This is a genomic window from Hymenobacter cyanobacteriorum, from assembly GCF_022631375.1.
In the GTDB taxonomy this organism is placed as follows: domain Bacteria; phylum Bacteroidota; class Bacteroidia; order Cytophagales; family Hymenobacteraceae; genus Hymenobacter; species Hymenobacter cyanobacteriorum.
Window position 1 is genome coordinate 581,675 of the sequence record NZ_JALBGC010000002.1, and the last position, 21,686, is coordinate 603,360.

Consider the following 21,686-nt stretch of genomic DNA (forward strand, 5'->3'; position numbering starts at 1 on the left):
TGTCTTGCATTAATATCAACCTACTTCCTGGTAGACAATGAAACAACTTGTTCTTCTTGGGGCGCTGCTGGCCACCGTGCCCGCCGCGGCCCAGAAAAAAGACGCCCGCCCCGCCGCCCCCAAAGCCGCAACCGTTTCGGCGGCTACCGTCACGCGCGTTATCCAGACCCTGGCCGCCGACGACATGCAGGGCCGCGGCACCGGCCAGCCCGGCGGCCTGAAAGCGGCTCAGTTTCTGGCCGCCGAATTCAAGCGCATCGGCCTGAAACCGCTGCCCGGCCAAACCAGTTTCGAGCAAATCCTCACCGTGTACCAGGGCCAGACCAGTCCGGTGGCGGCCGTCATCAACGGCCAGACGATGGCGCCGCTGCAGGCCGTGGCCATTTCCGGCCAGCCCACCCTGCGCTGGACCAGTGAAGACGCCGAGCAGCCGGCCGTGGTCGTTATTGGCCCCGAGCCGGCCGAGCGGCGCAAGCTGTTCTCCTACCTGCGCCCCACGGCCAACACGCTGGTTTTTGTGGATACTGCGCAAGTAAAAGCCTTCCGCCAGCTGGCGAGCTACGCGGCCAAAGGCAGCACCAGCGCCGAGCCGCCGAAGCCGTTTTCGACGGTGTTTGTGCTCGGCCCGAAGCCCGCCACGCTCGCCTACCGCATCAGCGCCAGCAGCGTGCTGGAGCCGGTGCAGCTGCGCAACGTGGTGGGCATGCTGCCCGGCCACGACCCCAAGCGTGCCAAAGAAAACGTGGTGTTCTCCGGTCACTACGACCACCTTGGCTACCTCAAGCCGGTGGCCGGCGACTCCATCGCCAACGGCGCCGACGACGATGCCAGCGGCACTACCGCCGTGGTGGCTCTCGCCGAATATTTCAAGCAGAAAAACGACAATGCCCGGCCGCTCATCTTCGTGGCCTTCGCGGCCGAGGAAGTGGGCGGTTTCGGCTCGCAATTCTTCTCGAAGCAGCTCGACCCGCAGCAGGTGGCGGCCATGTTCAACATTGAGATGATTGGCAAGGAAGCCAAATTCGGCCCCAACACGGCCTTCATCACCGGCTACGAACGGTCCGATTTTGGCAAGCTGCTACAGGCCAACCTGGCCGGCAGCAAGTTCCGCTTCGAGCCCGACCCGTACCCCGAGCAAAACCTGTTCTACCGCTCCGACAATGCCACCCTGGCCCGCCTCGGCGTGCCGGCCCACACCATCAGCACCGACCAGATTCCGATGGACGGCCTCTACCATTCCGTCGATGACGAAGTGGAAAGCCTGAACCTGCCCAACATGACGGCAGTCATTCAGGCCATCGCGCAGAGTGCCAGCGGCATTGTGGCCGGCAAGCAGACGCCCAGCCGCATCCCGCCGCTGACCGACGACCGGAAATAATTGCTGCGAGTCGGTGGTGGAATAGGGGCTGTTCCGCTACTTTTGGAATGCTACATCCCTTCCACAGCATTCCTGCCTCGTTTTATGCGATTTTCAATTCTCGCAGCACTGATTTTTAGTGCCATAAGGCCCTTGGCCGCGCAATCAACGGCCAAGTCGGCAACCACTGAGTCGCCCGCCAGTATCGACAGGCAAATTGCCAAAGACGCAGCCCGCGTTGGCAAGATGGATGTGGTGAACGCCGCCAGCAATAATAGCCTGGACATTCTGGCCTTTGATACCAGGGAGCATGACTTGCGCGGCACGCCTTTTCTGGTGCCCGCCTGGCTGCGGGGAACGGTGAGTTCGGCTGGTGGCACCAAGCCCGCGGCTGGCTGGCTCAAGTTCGATGCAGCGGCGCAGGAATTGTGGGTACGCCGGCCGCAGGGCGATTCTATTATTCTCTCCTCCGAAAGCGTAAAAGGCTTCGCATTGCAGCTCAACAGCGCCAACAACAAGCTGCTGGAGCGGCGCTTTGAGCGCTTGCCCGACGGGTTGGTAACAGGCACTGCGGTTGCCTATGCCGAAGTTCTGGCTGCGGGTAATCAACTCAGCTTACTACGGTTTCAGCGCAAAACGCTTGTTAAGGAACAGGGCATGCCTGGCTATAACGCTGGTAAAACAACCGATGTATTTCGCAGCAATATTCGGTATTACCTGCAGTGGGCCGATGGCGTTTGCGTACCTGTTAAGCCCACGAAAGCCAGCGTGCTGAACGCGGTAGCCACACGCCAGCCTGCTGTTGCGGCTGTTGTAGCGAAAGATAAGTCAACGCCTCGCACCGATGCAGAGCTTAGCGAAATGATGCTGCAGCTCAACAACGCATTCACGAAAAATTGATTATCGCAAGCATTGCCCGCAGGGCCGATGCTTTTCGGCAGCTGAACCAGCTGCCGAGTCCGTATTCACTTTAGGTACACTGCCTCCAGCCGGGCCACGGCCGCGCCGCTGGCGTCCAGTACCCGCAGCGTGTCGCCGCTGATTTCGTAGCTGTTGGCCTTGCCCAACGCGGTGGTAAAAGCGTTTTCCGTGGCAATGGCCGGGCAGCTCATGCGCGTGCTCATCAGCGGGCTGAATTTCAGCTCGCTCTCGGTTTCGCTGAAAAAGCTGCCCCGGAAGCGGTTGCAGCTGCCGTTGCCCTCGGCCGTGCCGTCGGCGCGCAGGGTGAGGTAGGCCTCGCGGGTATTGGCCGGCACCGATACGGGCTGGCCCGCCAGCTGCCGCAGCACCCAGCGGGTTTCGCGCAGCGGCGCATCGGGTGTGGTTGGGGCGGGTGGGGGAGTGGCGGCTGTTTCCTGTGCGGGGCGGGTGTTGCAGCCGGCCGCCAGCAGGGCCAGCATCAAAAAGGAGAAACGCATAGCAAGTAGGTTAGAAGCGCATATAACGCGAAAAGCCTGCGTGAGTACGCAGGCTTTTGCTGAATGTTGGCGCAACTAGTGTTCTGCTTAGCTGCTACTGGCCGATTTTGAACGTGAGGCCGCCGCCTACGGTGGCAGTGCCGGCGGCCGCGCCGCCCAGCACCCGGCCGGCCGTAACGTCGACCCGCACCGCGGGCATCGGGCGGTAGTAGAGGCCGGTGGTGGTGCCGGTGCTTAACGCCTGGCGACCATAGCCGTAGGCTTCCACAAAAAAGCCGGTTTTGGCGCTGAGAGGGCCATTCAGGGCCAGCGTGCCCAGGAACTGGCCTTTCTGCAAATCCTGCACCTGCAGGCCGGGCTGGCTGAAGCCAAAGTTGCCTTCGAGGCCGAACCGCTCGCCGATTTGCTGGCTTACCAGCAGGCGGCCCGAGGGAGCCCAGCCCTGCTGGCGCAGGCCCAAGCTGCCCGAATTGGGCACCGCCGACTCGGCCAGAATGGCTACTTGGGTGCGGGTGTTGTAGTTGGGCGAAAGCATAAACTTCGCGCCTACCACTGCCGGCGCCCAGCCGCTGGCCGACAGGGTGCCGGTTTCGGTCGAAATCGTGGGTCCGTTGTGGAAATAGGGCTGGCTCACGCGCAGCTCCATGCTGTTGAAGAAGCCGATGCGGAGCGTGGCACCGCTCGCGCTTTGGGCAAAGCCGGGGCCGCCAAACTGGCGCTGAAACCCGGTTTCGAGCTGGAAGCGGCCGGGCTCCAGTACCTGGGCGGTGATGGTTTGCCCGGGGCGGTCGGCGCGGATGTTGCGAACGAACGGCGCGTCAACATTGGGGTTGTTTTCTTCAGCCGTGTTCTGGGCCAGGGTGAGGCCGGGGCTGCCCAAAAGGGCGGCGGCGGCCAGCAGAGTGGTCTTTCGCATGCTGTAAAGACCGCCACCGCTACGGCATCGTTCAGAATTTGTTGCGAATGCCCGAATTTTATACGTTTATCTTTGTGCTGAAAGCCTGAGAATTCGGGTGGATTTAGGCCGTTGCAAGGCACCTATTTTAGCCGTTGGGCCGTACAAGCCGCATGTTGCACTTCCGTATATTGCTGGGCCGCTTGCTGCCGCTGCTGCTGTTGGCGGCCCCGGTCAGGGCCCAGTCCACGCTGCCGCTCTACTCCGGCACCATTCCCGATTCGAAGCCCAGCCAAGTGCGCGAAACCAGCGTAACGGAATCGGGCAACCGCGTGCGGATTTCCAACGTGGTGCAGCCCACGCTCACGGTTTTTACGCCCGCGCCGGGCACGGCCAATGGTACGGCGGTGGTCATTTGCCCCGGCGGTGGCTACGCCCGGCTGGCCATCGACAGCGAGGGCTACGACGTGGCCAAGCACCTGAACGAAATGGGCGTAACGGCCTTCGTGCTGAAATACCGCCTGCCCAACGACCAAAGCCAGCCCGACAAATCCATCGCCCCGCTGCTCGATGCCCAGCAGGCCCTGCGCTTCGTGCGCCAGCAAGCGGCGAAGTACAGCCTTAACCCCGAGCGCATCGGCCTGATGGGCTTTTCGGCCGGCGGCCACCTGGCGGCCTGGGCCGGCACCAGTTTTGCCCGGCCCGTAGGCGACAGCCCCGGCCCGGAGTCGGTGCGGCCTGCGTTTTTGGTGCTGCTGTATCCGGTTATCAGTTTCAGCGACACGCTCAGACACACCGGCTCGCGCGATAACCTGCTGGGCAAGAACCCCTCGGCCGAACTGGTACGCCAGTATTCCAACGAGCTGCACGTGACGGCCCGGACGCCGCCCACGTTTCTGGTGCACGCCGAGGACGACAAAACGGTGCCTGTGAACAACAGCATCGTATTTTACCAGGCCTGCCTGCGCCACGGAGTGCCGGCCGAACTGCATCTTTACCCCCGCGGCGGCCACGGCTTCGGCCTGAACAATACGACCACGCCCGACCGCTGGACCGACCGCCTGCGCAACTGGCTCGATGCCAACGGCTGGCTTACCAAATAGATGAGAATACCCTTACCCGTTGTTGGTGCGCTGGTGCTGGGCATGGCGTTGGCTATGGCCCTGGTTGGCTGCGAGCAGAAAGCCTATCTGACCGAAAAGCGGGCCTCGCCGGTTTCGGTGGCGGTGGCCCCTTCGGCCCCGCCACCGGCTGCCACTCCGGCGCCGGCACCCCGGCCGGTAGCGCCAGCACCCGCGCCGGTGTACCGCCCGGGCTGGGCCCCACCGGCCGTGCTCGATACCGCCGTGGTGCTCAATGGCCGGCCGTATTGGCTGCGCATCGAAGCCGAAACGGACTCGACCCAGCGCCTGAAAACAACTTACCAGCCCTACCCGGGGCACTATGAGCAGGCGCGCGGCTACCAAGGGCATTTCACGTTTGCGCTGCACGATGCGGCGGGCCAGCAGCTGTTCCGCCGCCAGCTGCGCAAAGCAGATTTCTACAAGGCCGCCGGGCAGGACATCGTGACCGAAAGCGAAGCCTACCGCCCCGAATTGCTGGCCTACAGCCCGGCCTTCGGGGCCCTGGTTTTCACCGTCGATTTTATGGTGCCCGACAGCGACGTGGGCTCGCAGGCCGTGCTGCTGCTCGACCTCACCGGCCGGGTGCTGCGCATCAGCGACGGGCGCGCGCCCGGCAGCGGGGCCGACTGCGACCCCGCCCTCACGCCCAACGGCCGCGCTCTGCTCACGGGCTCCGAGCTGCTGCGGCCGGGCCAGCCCGCCCTGCGCCTGCACCGCGCCGATGCCGACCTAGCCGGCGCCTTTCTGCTCACCGATACCACGATGCTGGTGGTGTACGCGCCCGGCAAGTCGCGCGTCATTCACGCGCCCGGCGAGCCCGAAACCTACGGCCGCACGCCCACCAAGCAGCAGCAGCAAGCCGCCAACGCGCAGGTGCGCCACCTCGGCACCGGCCGGGTGCTGAGCCGTTTCCGCTACGCCGGCTTCTACGAGGAGCTGGGCTTCACCATTCCGCGCGGCTACGTGGCGGGGGTGCACTATCTGCTTGATGAACAGCGCGGCCTGCGCCTGGTGCCGGCCGCCGCGCCCGCCCGCACCACCGAGGTGCGCTTTGCGGCCATGCCCCGCTTCGTACCGCCGCAGCGCCGCCACGAGGTGCGCCTGGAGCTGCAGAGCGCCGGCAGTGGCTTCGCGTTCTACATCGACACCACCAGCCAACCGCCACGCATTCGCTACCAGCGGCTGGAAGAGTAAGAGTGAATATGCCAGAACGATGTAGAAACGCGATACTTCGCGTCTCGGCGCATGCGCCGTTCGAACATCGTTCATACATCCCCGTGCAACGCCGAGACGCGAAGTGTCGCGTCTCTACATTCCTTCCAATACCCGTACAATCTCCCCAAACAGGGGCCGGGCCGCTACCTGCGGCTGTACGCAGCGCCGCTGCAAGTCCCAGAGCGTCGCGCTGGCTCCGGGTGCTTCATCGGCTTCGGGGCAGTGCGTCAACAGTTCTTCAAGCAGGCAGCCAAAGGCGCGCACTTCCAGCTGCTGCAAGGCGGTAGCCTGTTCAGCGTCATCGGGCGCGAAAAAGCAGGCGGCCCCGAAATCGCCCAGCAACGCATCACCGGCCGGGGTATTGAGGATGTTGTGGGCGTATAAGTCGCCGTGCAGAATGCCCTGCGCGTGCAGGTGAGCCGCTGCGCTGGCAATGCCGGTGGCAATGCGCAAGGCGGTTTCCAACCGGAATTCGGTGCCGGCTGCGTACACGTCGCGGGTGCAGGTGGCCAGGCTGGGCGGGCCGGCCAGGTTGCCAAACGCCGGGGCAATCAGTTCCAGCACCAGTCCCTCGGCTCCGGCCGGGTGCCCGTCGATTTTGCCCCGCACGGCAATCAGGTTCGGGTGCAGGCCGGCGCTGATGCAGGCGGCCATTTCGCTGTGCGGCAGCCCGTCGCTTGTCACCGCGCCTTTGAAGAGCTTCACCGCCACTTCGGCCGGCGTGGCGTGGGCACGGCGGGCCCGGTAAATCACGCCCGAAGCCCCTTCGCCCAGTTGCTGCTCCATCGTCAAATCGGCCCAGTCGATGGTATGAATGGGGTTGCGGGCCAAAGCTGCCGCCTCGGCCGCCTCGGCAAACGGGTTGCCGGCAAAGGCCAGCCACGACAGGCGCGGCATTGTCAGTAGCCATTTCGGTAGCTCCGTGAGGCGGTTGGCCGCAATGCGCAGCAGCTCCAGGTTGGTGCAATTGGCCAGCGTTTCGGGTAGGGCGGTGAGCTGGTTGCCGGCCAGCATCAGCTTCTGCAGCTGCGGGCAGTGGCCGATTTCGGCCGGCAGCTCGGCCAACTGGTTATCGGTAAGAATGAGCCAGCGCAGCGCGGGGGGCAGGGCTGCACCCGGCAGCGTCCGTATCCGGTTGGCCTTGAAGCCGACCATCTCCAGCGCGGGGCACTGACCCAGCACGGCGGGCACTTCGGTGAACTGGTTATCGGAGCAAAACAGCACCCGCAGCCGGTGCAGGCGCGGCAGGTCGGCGGGCAAAGCGGCAAGGGCGTTGCCGCTGAGGTTGAGAACTTCGAGCGAATCGGCCAGCGCGAAAATTTCGCGGGGGAAGTCGGTAAGACCTTCGGCTAAATCCAGGCGCTTGAGGCCGTGAAGCTGGCCGGCGCGCAGTTGGGCAAGGGTGTGCATGGGGGCAAAGGTCGGCTGGTTTGCCCGTCATCAGCACAAAAAAAGGACGTCATGCTGAGCGAAGCCGAAGCATCTCTTCCGCGTAACTAATCCAATCGACTGGGATTACTACTGCGGGAGAGATGCTTCGGCTTCGCTCAGCATGACGTTCTTGCTATTAAGCCATTCGGCTCCTAATAGCTCTCCTTCCGGAAGCCCCACGCCCGCAACTCCGCCTCAAACGTGTCCGGGTAGTTGGCCTTCGGCGCGTACACCACGGCTTGCAGCACCTTGCGCAGCTCCAGCTTCGCGGTGTCTTTCTGGCTCATCAATTTGCTCACTTTGCCGGGCAAGTGCAGCCGAGAATGTTTTCCGGCTTGGGTGGCCCGCCCGCCCATCTTAGCTCCACGCGCAGGTAGTCCCCGGCCAGCGGTCGCCTCTAATAATGCGAACCCCCGGCTATTGGCGTAGCCGAGGGTTCAGCAAGCGGGGTTTATCTGGCCTACTACTCCTATCCAAACTACTCTGGTACCTCCGGCAGCTCGTGCCACTTGCCCGCCTTGTAATATGATAATTGTTTTCCCAATTTAGCTACAGGGAATATGCCCTTGATACTTTCTTTGTCGCTGTGCTTTTTTTTGGCATAAGCTCTTGTGAAGTACGGCGCTATTTCTTCCTGTGAACTGTAAAAGATATTTTTGCTTCTGTCAAAATTTAGGTTTGATACAATGTCGTTATTGTAATTAGTATTAGGCTCATCAATTGATTTTCTTTCATCGTGAATAGTCGCTCTTATCGTGTAATTATCACCGTTGCACCTTAATAAAGACAAGTTTACTTTATGAACGGTTTTCACACTTGTCTTCATTACTGAATCTGAAGCGGGAAGTGGCTTGCTAAAATCTAAAAATTCCTCTTTAAATAAAGAAGTTATGTGAAATGATTCGCATAGGGTCTGGTTATTGGTGGATAGAAGCAGCGTTTTGGCCGCACTTATTCCACTGCCAGCACGAAAGTGATAAGTAATTAGTAAAAATTGTTTGTTAAGTAGATGGACCGTGTCAATGTAATTAATGTTGCTGATGTGAATAGTATTTCTTGCGCCTTTTATAGTTAAAGTGCCTCTCTCATTAAGTGGCGATATCTCAATCAATTGTTTGCTTCCATCGAATGATTCAATGCCAAACGTTTGACCGTATGACGAACTAGTAAACAACCCGGCAAGTAGTGCGACGATTGTAAAAATGCGTGTCAGTTTATTTTTCATTACTCTGCTTCTCTCATAGAATGGATATGGAGTCAGGGGCTACTACTCAAAATTACTTCTCACACCTCCACCACTTCCCCCGTCCCGAAATAATAAATAACGCCGCGCACCTCCGCGTACCCCAGCTGCTCGAATAGCGTGGCGTAGTTGCGCAGCAGGCGCTTGTGTTTCTCCTGCGGCGGGGGCAGGCGGAAATCGAGCAGCGTGACGCGGCCGCCCAGGCGGTGGTGTTCTTCTAGGGAGGGTTCGAGCACCACGCGGTCGGGCTTGTAGTCGCGCAGCTTCACGCCGCCCACCAATATTTCGCGCTCCGTTTCCACGCTCAGGTGCGGGGCGAAGTAGGGGGCCAGGCGCGGGTCGCTCACCAGCGTTTCCAGGCTTTCGACCAGCGCGGGTCGCTCCTTGGCGCTCAATATCCCCTCGGCCACGAGCTGGCTGGCCACCCGGCCCACATCGGCGGCCGTGAGCAGGCGGCGCAGGGCAAAGTGCAGCTTGCGGTTCCACTCGCTCTGGGCCTTTTGCTCGTCAAAATCGAAGAGCGTGGTAGCGTGGCGGCGCAGCTTCAGACGCTCCTCCCAGGGCGCGGCGGCGAGGTTGGTGAGTTCGTAGTTGTTTGCTGTTAGTTGTTTGTTGTCAGGTTTCTTAGCGGCGGGAGAGCCTTGAGACACTATGAAAGACACCTGTTCTTCCTGCCACTCGCCGCGGCCCAGCAGGTAGCCGTGGAGCAGGTCGGCCACGGTGCGGGCGGCCGTGGTGGGCGCGGCGGCGTCCAGCTCGTCGGTTTTGGTGGTTTTCTTGTCTTCCGGCCGCTTGCTGATGACGTAGAGGCGGTGGCGCGGCCGGGTGAAGGCCACGTACAGCGTATTCAGCCCTTCGAGGAAGGTTTTCTCGCGCTCCTCGTCGTACTGCCCGCCCAATACCGTCTGCTGAATACCCTTGCTCAGGCTCACCACCGCCACGTCGGGCATCAGCTCGATGGGCTTCTGGCCAGCCTCCAAATGCCCCCACAGCAGGGTGCCCCGGTGCGGCTCCAGGCTCCAGTCGGCAAAGGGCACAATCACCACCCCATACGCCAACCCCTTGGCCTTGTGCACCGTGGTGATGGTAATAGCCGCCCGCCCGCCCGGCGCGTTGATGCTGATGCGCCCCTTGCGCTCCTCCCAGTGCGTGAGGAAATTGCCCAGGTTGTTGCCAAATTTCAGGCTGTATTCCAGCGTCAAATCGAGGAAGCGGAATAGGTACTCGCTCTCCCCGTTGCGCCCCAGCAGCCCGAACAGATTCAGCAGCCGCTCGGCCAGCTCGTAGAGGCCCAGGTTGCCGGTTTCGGCCTCGTTCACATCATAACCCAGGTCGCGCAGCTCATCAAAAAATGACGTGCCGCCCGCCGCATTCGCCACCGTAGCAATGTGCCGGGCGCGGGCCGGCGTAGGGGCCAGCCCGCGCACCACCTTGTCCACGAGCAGCAAGGCTTCGGCCCGCGCCAGCGTATCGGCCGGCTGGTGCAGCACCCGCAAGATGCTCACCAGCAGGTTCACCACCTCCGCAAATTCCAGCGCCAATGAGTCAGCCGAAATAATGGCGTAGCCGCGCTCTTTCAGGAACTTGGCAATGGTCTTGCTGGCCCCCCGCGTGCGGCACAGCACCGAAATGTCCTGCAACTCATACCCATCGCGCAGGGCCTGCTCTATCAATTGAAGCGTGAGGTAGCAGGTGCTTTCGTCGTAGCCCAGCAGCGCCTCCGGGGCGTGGCCGGGGAGGGGCTCGGCGGTGTAGGTGCCGGTGGCGGGGTCGTAGATGAGGGCGGGCGCATCTTTTTGGGTAAATAACAGCTCCACATGCCCCTGCTGGTCGGCCCGCTGCGATTTCGGCACCTCCTGCCCAAAATGCGCGTCATAAATCCCCGTCACCAGCCCCAACGCCTCGTGCCGCGCACTCACCGCCTCAAAAAACGCGTTGTTAAAGTCAATAATCTCCCGCGCCGACCGGTAGTTCACCTGCAACGCCCGCGGCTCCAGCTTCCCCCGAAACGCCTCGTAGCGCCCCCGCAGCAGCTCGCGCATCTCCGGCTCGCGGGCCCTTGCCGCCAGCGCCTCCGTGTTGCCCTGGTGCAGCCGCAGAATCTGCTCCATCTCGCCCCCACGCCAGCGGTAAATGGCCTGCTTGGCATCGCCCACCGCCAGGCTGGAATGCCCATTCGCCAGCGTGTTTTCCACCAGCGGCAGCAAATTATTCCACTGCAAAACGGACGTATCCTGAAATTCGTCAATCAGAATATGCTCGTATTTCTCGCCCAGCCGCTCATACAAAAACGGCACCGGCTCCGTAAGCACAATGCTGGCAATTCTTCGGTTAAATTCCGATATCAACACCACGTTGCGCTCGCGGCTAATCTGCTCCACTATTTTATTTAATTCACTCAATAGCGACGCGTGGAATAAATACGGCTGCATCGCCGCCAGCAATACATAATTTGGCAAATAATCAGCGCGCAATTTATCCAGTGTCGCCACCAATTGGCCAAGCGGTTCCTTCACCGCATCCACCCGCTCCCGGTCAGCCGCCGTTTTGATTTTGCCGCTGTACCATTTATCATCGGCCAGCGTGGCGCGCACGTAGCTATTCGGTCCCGCGTCAGGCGCCAGCAAATCCACGCCCTTCTGCACGTAGCCAAATATGCCGCGTTTGCCCTGGAAAAAGTCGGCTTCCGTCGCTCCCGCCGCGTCCAGCACCGCCAGCGCCACCTCTCGCGTCTGCTCAAACGCCACCTCAATCTCCGTCCGCCGCGCCCGGATTTCCTTGTCCAGTCGCCGGAAATCGGCCAGGCTCAACCTATCCAGCTGCGCCACCGCCTCCTGCACCGTCTCGTTAAACAGCACCCGGCCAAACCCGGCCAGTTCCTCCGGCAGGCGGCTCCAGCTTTTGCCCTCTTCGGCCTGCCCCAGCGCATATTCCGCCAGCGTTTGCGACAGTAGCCTGCTGTTCGGGTCGCGGTTCACCTTGTCCAGCAGCGCCGCCACTGCGCTTTGCAGCACCGCATCCGTATCCAGTTCCACCTCAAACGTGGCCGGCAAGCCCAATTCCCGGGTAAACGCCGTCACAATCCGCTGCACAAACGAGTCAATCGTGCTCACCCCAAAATCGGCGTAGTGGTACAGCACCAGCCGAAACGTGGCCGCCGCCCGCCGCCGCACCTCCACCGCCGGCAGCTTCAGCTCGGCCGCAATATCAGCCAGCAGCGCATCCGTTTTGCCCGCCGTCGGGTAGGCGAAATTCCGCAGCGCATCCACAATGCGGTGCTTCATTTCCCCCGCCGCATCGTTGGTAAACGTAATGGCCAGCACCCGCTTGAAATACGCCGGGTCATCAGCCCCCAGCGCCAGCAGCAGGTATTCTTTCGTTAATTGGTACGTCTTCCCCGAGCCGGCCGAAGAGGAGTAGATGCGGAAGGAAGGAGGCATGATTGAAATGGAGAAAACTGAAATGCTGATTCCAGAAATTAAATTGATTCCTTCACCAACAACTGAAGAAGCGAAAGCGGCTGTCGGATACAAATGGAATGATGTCGCTGGAACAAGACACAAATTAGGTGGAGAACCAACAGGCGAAAATGTAGAAATTCCGTCCTGCGTTATGTGCAAACAACCTATGACTTGTTACGCAACTATTGATTCAATTGGAGATGATTATGATTTAGCAGACTGCTGCGTAATCAATGTTTTTGTGTGCTTGAATTGTGGTACGACAAGCAGCCAAATTGACCAAGCGCATGCGTGAGGATAATTCATTTTGGCAATAGCCAACTCACCATCTCCGCCGTCACGCGCACCGGCCGGCCGCTCTTGGGGTCGAGCAGCACCCAGGTCGTTTCCGCCTCGCACAGCAGCACGCCATCGGCGGCGCGGGTGAGGCGGGTGTAGCGCAGCGACGTGGCCCCGCTGGTTTCGCCCACCCAGGTGCTGGCCCGCAACATCTCGCCCGCGAAGGCCGATTGCAGGTAGCGAATCCGGTGCTCGCGCACCACCCAAATTATCTGGTCGCGCAGCTCGGCTGGGCAGATGCTCAGCCAGTGCGCGCCCGCCACGTCCTGCACCCAGCGCACGTATTCCACGTTGTTGGCGTGGCCCAGCGCATCAATGGCGCTGGTCGGAACTTGAAAATCGTGCGAAAAAGCGTGGGCGGGCGCGTCGGGCATACTGTATAGAGGGGAGGCGAGCGGGCAAAGGTCGGCACGCATCGAAAAAAATACCTATCGACTTGGTCATTTGGAATTTCTGCCTATCTTTGACGCAACCTAAGACATCAAGCCACGGTGGCCCAAACGCTTAGGGAAACTCCACAACCAACCACCATGCCCACCGGAACGGTAAAATTCTTTAATGACACCAAAGGCTTTGGTTTCATCAAAAACGACGAAACTGGCGAAGACATCTTCGTTCACATCAGCGACCTCCAAGTTAGCTCGATTCGCGAAAACGACAAAGTTCAATACGAAGTAGCTCAGGGCAAAAAAGGCCCGAACGCCGTAAAAGTATCGCTGGTTTAATTCAGCCGCAGCTTTGCAACTCTAAGAAAGCCCGCCTCTGGCGGGCTTTTTTTTGTGGTCGGTGGTGAAGTAAGAACGAAGGGCCGAACAAAGAAAGAGCGTCATGCTGAGCGCAGCCGAAGCATCTCGCGTGCCACCACTAACCCTTTTCAACGATTGGATTACTACCCCATGCGAGATGCTTCGGCTGCGCTCAGCATGACGTCCTGAAAAATTGTTCTTACTCCCACATTAGCTTTTCCAAAATAAAAATCCTACCTTTGCACCCGCATTTGAGGACGGCCCAAGTCCGCGCAAGCCTGAGAGAGGCGCTAACGCATTGGCCGCGTAGTTTTTTGGTTGTTTTTTCCCACCTGATTGTGAAAGGTAGAAGGAGGGGAAACGTCGCTGAGTACGGCTGTTTTCAGAGCTAAGTCTCTTTTCCCCCTTATCAACTCCAATCATGGAAGCTGAAAAAATTGTGGTTCGCTTTGACGAACTGAACCTCTCCGAGGAAGTACAACGCGCCATCACCGAGATGGGCTACGAGGAAGCCTCGGCCATTCAGGCCGCTGCCATTCCCGTGCTGCTCGCCGGTAAAGACGTTATCGGCCAGGCCCAGACGGGTACCGGCAAAACCGCTGCCTTCTCCATTCCCGCCATCGACAACATCGATACCGAGAGCAAGGACGTGCAGGTATTGGTGCTCTGCCCCACCCGCGAACTCGCGGTGCAGGTATCGGGCGAAATCCAGAAGCTGGGCAAGTATAAGCGCGGCCTGATGGTGGTGCCCATCTACGGCGGCAGCCCCTACGACCGTCAGCTCCGTGCCCTGGAGCGTGGCGTGCAGATTGTTATCGGCACCCCCGGCCGCGTGATGGACCACATCGAGCGCGGTACGCTGAAGCTGGAAAACACCACCAAAATCATTCTGGATGAAGCTGACGAAATGCTCGACATGGGCTTCCGCGACGACATCGAGTTTATTCTGAGCAAGATGCCGAAAGAGCGCCAGACGGTGTTCTTCTCGGCCACGATGAGCAAGCCCATCATGGAGCTCACTAAGAAATATCAGCGCGAGCCGCAGATTGTGAAGGTGAACCACCAGACGATGACGGTGACCAACATCGAGCAGAGCTACTACGAGGTGCGCGGTCCCCAGAAAAAGGACGTGCTGACCCGTTTGCTCGACATGTTCAACCTGAAGTCGACCATCGTTTTCGCCAACACCAAGCGCATGGTGGACGAAATTGTGGCTGACCTGCAAGCCAAAGGCTATTTTGCCGAAGGCCTGCACGGCGACATGGGCCAGCAGCAGCGCCAGAACACGCTGGATAAATTCCGCAAATCGACGCTGGAAGTACTGGTCGCCACTGATGTAGCCGCCCGCGGCATCGACGTGGACAACGTGGAGGCCGTAGTGAACTACGACCTGCCCGCCGACGAAGAATACTACGTGCACCGCATCGGCCGCACGGGCCGCGCTGGCAAGAGCGGCAAAGCCTTCACGTTTGTGAGCGGCCGCGACATCTACAAGCTGCGCGACATCATGCGCTTCACTAAGGCCCAGATTAAACTGGAGCAGGTGCCGTCGTTTGCCGATGTATCGGAGGTGAAAACCACCCTTTTCCTGAACCAGATTAAGGAAATCATCGAGAAAGGTAACCTCGAGAAATACGTGGGCCGCGTGCAGCGCCTGCTCGACCAGGGCGAGGAAATTACCTCGCTCGACATCGCTGCCGCGCTGCTGAAAATGACCATGAAGGAGGACAAGAGCGCGCAGCAGAGCCTTGATGCCAGCAAGGCAGCCGGCCAGGCTCGTCCCGGCTACACCCGCCTCTTCGTGACCATGGGCAAGAAAGACCGGATTCACCCCCGCGACATCGTGGACCTGATTTCGGAGTCGAGCAACCTGACCGGAGCCAAAGTGGGCGACATCGCCCTCTACGACAAGTTCAGCTTCGTGGAAGTACCGTCGGAATTTGCCGATGAGATTGTGAGCAAGCTGGGCCGCACCAGCATCCAGGGCACGCCGGTAAGCTTCAGCATCGCCACGCCGGTGCAGGACGCGGCGGCCAAGGAAGAAGGCTTCAACCGCATGGGCGGTGGTGTCCCGGGCGGCTTCGGCGGCGACCGCGAGCGTCGTCCGTTCAACGGTGGCGAGCGTCGTGAAGGCGGCTTCGGCGGCGGCGGCTACAAAGGCAGCAACCGCGGCGGTGGCAGCTTCGGTGGCGGCGAGCGTCGCGAAGGTGGCTACGGCGGGGGCTATAAAGGCAACCGCGACGGTGGCAGCAGCTACGGCAACCGCCCCAGCTACGGCGGTGGCGAGCGTCGCGAAGGCGGCACCGGCAAGTCGGGCTATGGCAACCGCCCGAGCTACGGCGACAAGCCCAACTATGGCAACAAGCCGAGCTACGGCACGCCCCGCGAGTACGACACGCGCCCCGCACCCCGTGCTCCCCGCAACGAGAGCTTCGACGAATAGGCTATCCGTTATATCCGTTAGGTGAAACTGGGTTATCCAGACTATGTGATTCGTATAAGTGAATTAGCTACAAAAAAAGGCCGCTCGATTGAGCGGCCTTTTTTATTGGGCTGGCTTTATAAAAAGCCGATGGCAATTACTTAGCGGACGAATCGCGCAGGGCTTTAATTTTGTCGTGGCCTTCAACCACGCCTTGGTACTGCTTTTCGATAACCGATTTCAGAGCCGAGGGTAGGCCTTCTGCTTTCAGAGCCGTCTGGTAAGCCTTCTTGGCGTAGTCTTCGCCGCGCTCGCATTCGGCGAGGATGCTGTGACGGTCTTTGCCGGTTACGGCCGATTTCAGGTCAATCCAGGCGCGGTGTACGGCACCGGTGATGGAGCCTTTGGCACCTTCGTTGGTGTCGGGCTTCAGGTCCAGCTTGAACATCTGGTCCTCGATTTCATTGAGGTAGCTCGAACGCTGGGCGGCGAAATGCTTAAAGGTGTCCTTTAGGTCGGCGTCTTGTACGTCAACCATGGCTTCGGCGTAGCCTTTCTGGCCGTCTTTGAGGGTTTCAACCAGTTCGTTGAGCAGGGCTTGGGTGGCTTTGGCTTCCATGAGGAAAGAGTAATTTAAGGTGAAAGATTATGCCTCTCTTTACTCTGTGTCGGTGTGGAAGGTTACACTGGCACTGCCGATGCCACTGCCATCGCGCGGCCGGCCAAGAAGCCAGTAGTCCACGCGGCCTGGAAGTTGAAGCCCCCGGTGATACCATCGATGTCCAGGACTTCGCCAGCAAAATAAAGGCCGGGCACGCGGCGGCTCTGCATGCTTTTCAAGTCGATTTCATCGAGGGAAATGCCGCCGCAGGTCACAAATTCTTCCTTATAGGTGGTTTTGCCGCGCACGGCCAGCGGGGTGCGGAGCAGGAGTTCGAGCAGACGGTTCTGGGCCTTGGCGGGCAGGTCGCTCCAACGGGTTTCAGCCGCGATGCCGGCCTGCTCGGTGAGATTGCGCCACAGGCGCTGGGGCAGACCGAAAAGCGGGTTGCTGGCTACCGTTTTCTTGCCGTGGTCCTGCCGAAACTGCTGTAGCCAGGGGCGCAGGGTTTCATCGGTATGCGTTGGCAGCCAGTTGATAAGCGCGGTGCCCACGTAGCCCAGCTCGCTAAGCCGACGCGCGCCCCAAGCCGAGAGCTTGAGCACGGCCGGGCCGCTCACGCCCCAGTGCGTAATGAGCAATGGGCCTTCGTATTGCAGCTTTTCGCCGGCCAGCACCACGCGGACCTGGGGCACGCTCACACCCATCAGCTCATTCAGAGGCGAGTTGGGCACGTTGAATGTAAAAAGCGAAGGCACGGGCTCGGCAACGCGGTGGCCGAGGGTGCGCAGCCAGTCGTAATTGGCGCTTTTGGGGTTGCCGCCGGTGGCTACCAGCAATTGGCTAACGGCGAGGTTTCCGCCCAACTGACCGGCTCCGCTGCCGCTTAGCTTCAACTCAAAACCACCCGTTGGTTGTAGCAGAATTTCATCGACGCTGGTGTTGGTGATGATGCGCACGCCGGCTTTGCGGGCGGCTTCTTCGAGGGCGCGGGCAATGGTTTCGCTGGAGTCAGTGATGGGAAACATGCGGCCGTCGGCCTCGGTCTTCAACTGCACGCCGCGCTTGGCAAACCAAGCAATGGTATCGGGCACGCCAAATTGCTGGAAGGCATTTTTCAGCGGTTTGCTGCCGCGCGGGTAGTGGGCGGCCAGCTGGGCGGGCGACTCGCAGGCGTGCGTGACGTTGCAGCGGCCGCCGCCTGACACGCGGACTTTCGCCAGGAGCTTACCGGTTTTTTCGAGCAGGATGACTGGCTGGCTGGGGTTGGCTTCGGCGCAGGCAATGGCGCCGAAAAAACCGGCCGCCCCGCCCCCGAGCACGGCCACAGGAAGTAGGGCAGCGTCTGATTTCACCACGCAAAGTTACGCCGCAGTTCGAGCAACCGGATGCTATTAACGCTCTTCACGCAGCATTACAGAAGTGCCACCCGGTGTTAGCAGAACTCCAAGGCCGCCAGCACATCGTCGTGCTGAAACTGGTAGGGAAGCAGGCTGCGAATGGAGCTGCTGTCGATGGTTTTACCGCTTACAACCGATTTGCCTTCATCCTTGAAAACGGGGGATTCCAGCTTTAGAAAGCGGGCAGCGGCCGGGTAAAAGTCGCGGCGGCACGGGTGCTGGTTGGCGCACACGTTGAACGTATGGCCCCACAATCCCTGCTGAATGATGCCAGAGAGCACGCCCACCACATCAGTCAGGTGCACAAGGTTGACGGGAGCGTTGCCCTGGTCGAGGCCCTGGCGGCCGGCCAGGAAGCGGCCGGGCGCGCGGTCGGGGCCGAAAAGGCCGCCCAGGCGCACCACGGTGCTTTTCCACTGGCCATAGCGCGGTACGAAGTGGCCCTCGGCGCGCAACACGTCGGAAGCCGCATCGCGGGTGCTCACGGCATCGGTTTCGCGCATGATGCGCGGCTCGTTGGGGTATACGCTGGTTGAACTCACGAACAGCACGCACTTGGTGCCGGCGGCGGCAACGGCCCGATGCACGGGGCGCAGCAGGGTGGGGTAGGCGCCGGCGGAGGCGGCACGGGGCGGCACGTTGAGGACGAGCACGTCGGTGTCGGCGAGCAGGCGGTGCAGGAGGGCATCGGCGGCGGGGCCAAAGTCGGCTCCGAGGCGGAACAGGTGCGGCTCGATGCCGGCGGCGCGCATGCCGTCGAGGTTTTCGGGCGTGGTGCTGGTGCCGACTACGCGGTGGCCGGCCTGCACCAGCGAGCGGGCCAGGGCCATGCCCAACCAGCCGCAGCCTAGTACGAGTACGGTAGGAAATTCCGCCCCCGAAGCCGTGCTCGTGGAGCCCCCGGAAATGGAACTGGTCATATTGGAAAGAAGTGCTTGGAACTGCGAAGGTGCGAATAAATTATGAAACGGCTATATTTAACCGGACAATTCGACGGTGCTGGGATTCGGGGAAGTACGGCGGGCATTGGGCCGGTTCGTCTAGTACCTTCGGCCCCAAGCCATGTGCGCCCACCATCCATCTCATTCCCAATTCCTGCATGAACGCACCCTACACCCAGCCCATGCTGCGCGATAACGCGCTGGCTGGCAAAACCATCATTGTAACCGGCGGCGGCACCGGCCTGGGCCGGGCCATGACCACTTACTTCCTGCAGCTAGGGGCCAACGTCACCATCACCAGCCGCAAGCTGGACGTGCTGGAAAAAACCGCCGATGAGCTGCGCCAGCAAACCGGCGGCAAGGTGTTGGCTATTGCCTGCGACGTGCGCAAGTACGACGAAGTGGAAGCCATGCTGGAGCGCACCATTCAGGAGTTCGGCGGCGTGGACGTGCTGCTAAACAATGCCGCCGGCAACTTCATTAGCCCCACCGAGCGCCTGAGCCACAAGGCATTCGATGTGATTGTGGACATTGTGCTGCGTGGCTCCTACAACTGCACCTTGGCCGTGGGCAAGCGCTGGATTGCCGACAAAAAGCCCGGTACCATCCTCAACATCGTGACGACCTACGCCTCGGTAGGTTCAGCATTTGTGGTTCCCTCGGCTACGGCCAAAGCCGGCGTGCTCGCCATGACGCGCTCATTGGCAGTGGAATGGGCCAAGTACGGCATCCGCTCCAATGCCATTGCGCCTGGCCCGTTCCCGACCGAAGGCGCCTGGAGCCGTCTTTTTCCGGAGCCGCTCGCCAGCAAGCTCGACCCGGCCGCCAGCGTGCCGCTTAAGCGCGTGGGCCAGTACCAGGAACTAGCCAATCTGGCCGCCTATCTGGTGTCGGATTTCTCGGCCTACGTGAACGGCGAAGTCGTCACCATCGACGGCGGCGAGTGGCTGAATGGGGCTGGCGAGTTTAATAAACTCGAAATGCTGACGCCCGATATGTGGGACCACATCGAGAAAACAATGCGGCGGTAATCTGCCCTGTCATCATGAGTAAAGCGAAGGACCTTATTACGCCAGAACATTTCGTTCGAACGTGATAAGGTCCTTCGCTTTACTCAGGATGAAAGGGGTGGGCTTAAAATTTATAGCCCTTGTAACCCTTACTGAACTCCTCGGCCGGGATGGGCTGGTTGGGCACTACGTCGGAAAAATCGAATTTTTCGAACAGGCCTTTGTCGTCGTTCACCTGCACCACGGTGGGCAGGTAGGTTTTGGGGTCGATGCAGACGATAGTGCGGCGGCCATAGGCATTGGGTACCTGCAGCACTTTGCCGGCCGGGATTTTCTCGCCGATGGTGAGGTTGTTACGCTCGATGATGCGGAACTCGCCGCAACCGAACCGCTCGGCTACCGAGCCGATGGTTTCGTTGGCCCCGGCTTTGTAGCTCACGTAGCGAAACTGGGGGTAATCGGAGCGCAGCACGTAGTTGGGGCGGCCCTGCACGGTGCTGTCGCCCACGTACTTAAACGAGCGGCTGAAGCTCATGTCCTGACGCAGGCCGGTGGTGCGCAGCAGGTCCGAAATAGTGCCGAAACCCGCTTGCAGCACCGTGTGGTGCTGGTTGCTGCGCATGAGCTTGGCGTTGGGGTCGAGACTGAGTGTGACGTAGGGGAAAGCTGCCGGGTTCACGAAGGCGTCGCCGTTGTTCTGGCCCTGCGCCCAGAGCACTTCCACGCCCTTCTGATTTTTGATGTAGATGCGCAGCGGCTTGTAGGCAATTTTCATGATGCTACGAGCCTGATGGATGCTTCCCTCGATGCGCTCCTGCGCCTTCACGGTGCAACGCAGGTACTTCAGGCCTTCGATGGCGCTGCCCATGCGGGCAGTAAGCTGCTCGGTAGTGATGGGGGCGGCGGCCGGCGTGGCCGCTGCTAAAATTGCCGCCGAAGCGAGTGGGGCCGCCCAGCGTAGAACCGGACGAAACGAAGCGAAAATCGCAACCATAGAAAGAAAGGAAATCGGAATAACTGCGCGAGCCAGCTGACGTGACGCTTCGCACCACAATATTAATTCAGGCTGATGTGCGGAAACCGCGATGCCACGGTATCGAAAATAAACAGCTCATCAATTTCCACGCCATGCATGAATTGGTAGAGTGGGAATTGCTCAACCACGGCCCGCACGGCGGCTTCATCGTCGCCGTTGATGGTGACCCAGCCGCGGCTGCGGTCGCTGCTGATGGCGTAGGTTTCAACAATTTTTTCGTTCAGCAGGCGGTTGATGAAATCGCGGTGGCGCGGAATCAGGGCAATAAAGTCGTCATCAAACGACTCGGGCAAGCGGATGGAAACGACAAACGTGGGCATAGGCAGCAAGCAGGCGAAAGGCCCGCGCGGAGCAGGCATTGCGATATAAACAAACCAGCGCTGAAATGTGCCAGAACGCAGGTCGGAAAAATAAAAAATGCCCCGCCGGCCAACGCGGCCGGGCGGGGCAGTAAATATCGGCAGCGGGGCGGGTTGGACTACGAATGGCCCAGCTCGGCGATAACGGGCTGTTTGGCGTCGCCGGTAGCGGGGCGGGCCGCCAGGTCGGGGCCGGAGGTGCTGCCGGCCGCCGCAACGTGGCGGGTATCTTCCCAGGTGCGGTACTTGGCAATCTCATCCTGAAACTTGCCCAAAAACCAGCTAATCAGGCTTAAGTCATCGAGGAAACCCAGCACCGGAATGAAATCGGGCACTAAGTCGATGGGCGACAGCACGTAGAGCAGCACGGCAAAGCCCGAAACGATGGTGCCGGTAGCAACTTCGCGGTAATCTCCGCTGATGTAGTTGCGCACCAGCCGCACCAGTGTGGAAGCGACGTCGAAGAGCTGCTTGAACTTGTTGTCCTTGCTGTCTTTGCTGGCGAGCTTGTCGGCGGTTTCGTTGAGAATGGCGACCACCTTGAACGGCTTGCCCAGTAGCTTGGTAGCGCGGCCGATGAAGACGTTGAAGATGGCGTTTTTGGAGAGTTGAAGGCCTTTTTCGGCGAGAGATGACATGGGCGCGCGGGCAAATGAAAAATATGTTCGGGCTTTACGCGCAACCTGCG

21 protein-coding genes are annotated in these 21,686 nt (G+C 60.4%); 8 read left to right on the top strand and 13 right to left on the bottom strand.

The genetic code is table 11. The annotated features are described in order from the left end of the window. Positions 1-37: 37 nt before the first annotated feature. Together MON38_RS07570 and MON38_RS07575 are read left to right on the top strand one after the other, a co-directional pair. On the top strand, positions 38-1,378 hold the full coding sequence (locus MON38_RS07570) for a M20/M25/M40 family metallo-hydrolase (protein WP_241935555.1): 1,341 nt from the start codon (positions 38-40) through the stop codon (positions 1,376-1,378). An 84-nt stretch (positions 1,379-1,462) separates the two neighbouring features. After that, complete coding sequence (locus tag MON38_RS07575) at positions 1,463-2,257, top strand: hypothetical protein (protein WP_241935556.1); 795 nt, start codon at positions 1,463-1,465, stop codon at positions 2,255-2,257. Between the two features lie 65 nt (positions 2,258-2,322). Here MON38_RS07575 and MON38_RS07580 read toward each other — a convergent pair whose 3' ends face one another. Together MON38_RS07580 and MON38_RS07585 are read right to left on the bottom strand one after the other, a co-directional pair. Further along, the gene (locus MON38_RS07580) at positions 2,323-2,775 is read right to left on the bottom strand and encodes an META domain-containing protein (RefSeq protein WP_241935557.1); all 453 of its coding nucleotides are present in this window, start codon (positions 2,773-2,775) and stop codon (positions 2,323-2,325) included. 94 nt (positions 2,776-2,869) lie between these two features. Continuing rightward, entirely contained in the window at positions 2,870-3,691 is an 822-nt protein-coding gene (locus MON38_RS07585; protein WP_241935558.1) for a transporter, read from the bottom strand. 152 nt (positions 3,692-3,843) lie between these two features. Here MON38_RS07585 and MON38_RS07590 point away from each other — a divergent pair, with 152 nt between their 5' ends. Together MON38_RS07590 and MON38_RS07595 are read left to right on the top strand one after the other, a co-directional pair. Then, on the top strand, positions 3,844-4,773 hold the full coding sequence (locus MON38_RS07590; protein WP_241935559.1) for an alpha/beta hydrolase: 930 nt from the start codon (positions 3,844-3,846) through the stop codon (positions 4,771-4,773). Beyond that, entirely contained in the window at positions 4,774-5,988 is a 1,215-nt protein-coding gene (locus MON38_RS07595) for a hypothetical protein (protein WP_241935560.1), read from the top strand. A 114-nt stretch (positions 5,989-6,102) separates the two neighbouring features. Here MON38_RS07595 and MON38_RS07600 read toward each other — a convergent pair whose 3' ends face one another. From MON38_RS07600 to MON38_RS07610, 4 genes are all read right to left on the bottom strand, one after another. Next, the gene (locus tag MON38_RS07600) at positions 6,103-7,419 is read right to left on the bottom strand and encodes a leucine-rich repeat-containing protein kinase family protein (RefSeq protein ID WP_241935561.1); all 1,317 of its coding nucleotides are present in this window, start codon (positions 7,417-7,419) and stop codon (positions 6,103-6,105) included. Positions 7,420-7,592: 173 nt separating this feature from the next. Beyond that, a complete protein-coding gene (locus MON38_RS22655) occupies positions 7,593-7,727 on the bottom strand; it encodes a hypothetical protein (RefSeq protein WP_277881397.1) in 135 nt (44 codons plus the stop codon). Positions 7,728-7,918: 191 nt separating this feature from the next. After that, positions 7,919-8,665, bottom strand: a complete 747-nt coding sequence (locus MON38_RS07605) for a hypothetical protein (RefSeq protein ID WP_241935562.1) — start codon at positions 8,663-8,665, stop codon at positions 7,919-7,921. Positions 8,666-8,724: 59 nt separating this feature from the next. Further along, entirely contained in the window at positions 8,725-12,123 is a 3,399-nt protein-coding gene (locus tag MON38_RS07610; RefSeq protein WP_241935563.1) for a UvrD-helicase domain-containing protein, read from the bottom strand. On the opposite strand from MON38_RS07610, the gene MON38_RS07615 reads away from it, so the two are divergent. Then, complete coding sequence (locus MON38_RS07615) at positions 12,122-12,439, top strand: hypothetical protein (RefSeq protein ID WP_241935564.1); 318 nt, start codon at positions 12,122-12,124, stop codon at positions 12,437-12,439. The two genes, MON38_RS07610 and MON38_RS07615, sit on opposite strands and share 2 nt — an antisense overlap. 7 nt (positions 12,440-12,446) lie before the next feature. Here the strand turns inward: MON38_RS07615 and MON38_RS07620 are convergent, their stop codons facing one another. Beyond that, positions 12,447-12,857 (bottom strand): acyl-CoA thioesterase, encoded by a 411-nt coding sequence (locus MON38_RS07620; RefSeq protein ID WP_241935565.1) that lies wholly within the window; start codon positions 12,855-12,857, stop codon positions 12,447-12,449. A gap of 156 nt (positions 12,858-13,013) precedes the next feature. Here MON38_RS07620 and MON38_RS07625 point away from each other — a divergent pair, with 156 nt between their 5' ends. Continuing rightward, complete coding sequence (locus MON38_RS07625; RefSeq protein ID WP_068239330.1) at positions 13,014-13,208, top strand: cold-shock protein; 195 nt, start codon at positions 13,014-13,016, stop codon at positions 13,206-13,208. A 442-nt stretch (positions 13,209-13,650) separates the two neighbouring features. Continuing rightward, positions 13,651-15,672 (top strand): DEAD/DEAH box helicase, encoded by a 2,022-nt coding sequence (locus MON38_RS07630; protein WP_241935566.1) that lies wholly within the window; start codon positions 13,651-13,653, stop codon positions 15,670-15,672. 136 nt (positions 15,673-15,808) lie between these two features. Here the strand turns inward: MON38_RS07630 and MON38_RS07635 are convergent, their stop codons facing one another. From MON38_RS07635 to MON38_RS07645, 3 genes are all read right to left on the bottom strand, one after another. After that, positions 15,809-16,270 carry a PA2169 family four-helix-bundle protein gene (locus MON38_RS07635; RefSeq protein WP_241935567.1) on the bottom strand — a complete coding sequence of 154 codons (462 nt, stop codon included), beginning with the start codon at positions 16,268-16,270 and terminating at the stop codon, positions 15,809-15,811. 62 nt (positions 16,271-16,332) lie between these two features. Continuing rightward, positions 16,333-17,607 (bottom strand): BaiN/RdsA family NAD(P)/FAD-dependent oxidoreductase, encoded by a 1,275-nt coding sequence (locus MON38_RS07640; protein ID WP_241935568.1) that lies wholly within the window; start codon positions 17,605-17,607, stop codon positions 16,333-16,335. A gap of 80 nt (positions 17,608-17,687) precedes the next feature. Beyond that, entirely contained in the window at positions 17,688-18,572 is an 885-nt protein-coding gene (locus MON38_RS07645; RefSeq protein WP_241935569.1) for an SDR family oxidoreductase, read from the bottom strand. Positions 18,573-18,751: 179 nt separating this feature from the next. Between MON38_RS07645 and MON38_RS07650 the strand changes: the two genes are divergently transcribed. Further along, complete coding sequence (locus MON38_RS07650; RefSeq protein ID WP_211531989.1) at positions 18,752-19,624, top strand: SDR family oxidoreductase; 873 nt, start codon at positions 18,752-18,754, stop codon at positions 19,622-19,624. A gap of 103 nt (positions 19,625-19,727) precedes the next feature. On the opposite strand, the gene MON38_RS07655 is transcribed toward MON38_RS07650, so the two are convergent. The 3 genes from MON38_RS07655 to MON38_RS07665 all read right to left on the bottom strand — a co-directional run bounded on the left by MON38_RS07655 (position 19,728) and on the right by MON38_RS07665 (position 21,636). Continuing rightward, positions 19,728-20,597 carry a DUF1571 domain-containing protein gene (locus MON38_RS07655; protein WP_241935570.1) on the bottom strand — a complete coding sequence of 290 codons (870 nt, stop codon included), beginning with the start codon at positions 20,595-20,597 and terminating at the stop codon, positions 19,728-19,730. Between the two features lie 62 nt (positions 20,598-20,659). Continuing rightward, the gene (locus MON38_RS07660; RefSeq protein ID WP_241935571.1) at positions 20,660-20,959 is read right to left on the bottom strand and encodes a hypothetical protein; all 300 of its coding nucleotides are present in this window, start codon (positions 20,957-20,959) and stop codon (positions 20,660-20,662) included. A 158-nt stretch (positions 20,960-21,117) separates the two neighbouring features. Continuing rightward, a complete protein-coding gene (locus MON38_RS07665; protein WP_241935572.1) occupies positions 21,118-21,636 on the bottom strand; it encodes a YkvA family protein in 519 nt (172 codons plus the stop codon). Positions 21,637-21,686 lie beyond the last annotated feature (50 nt).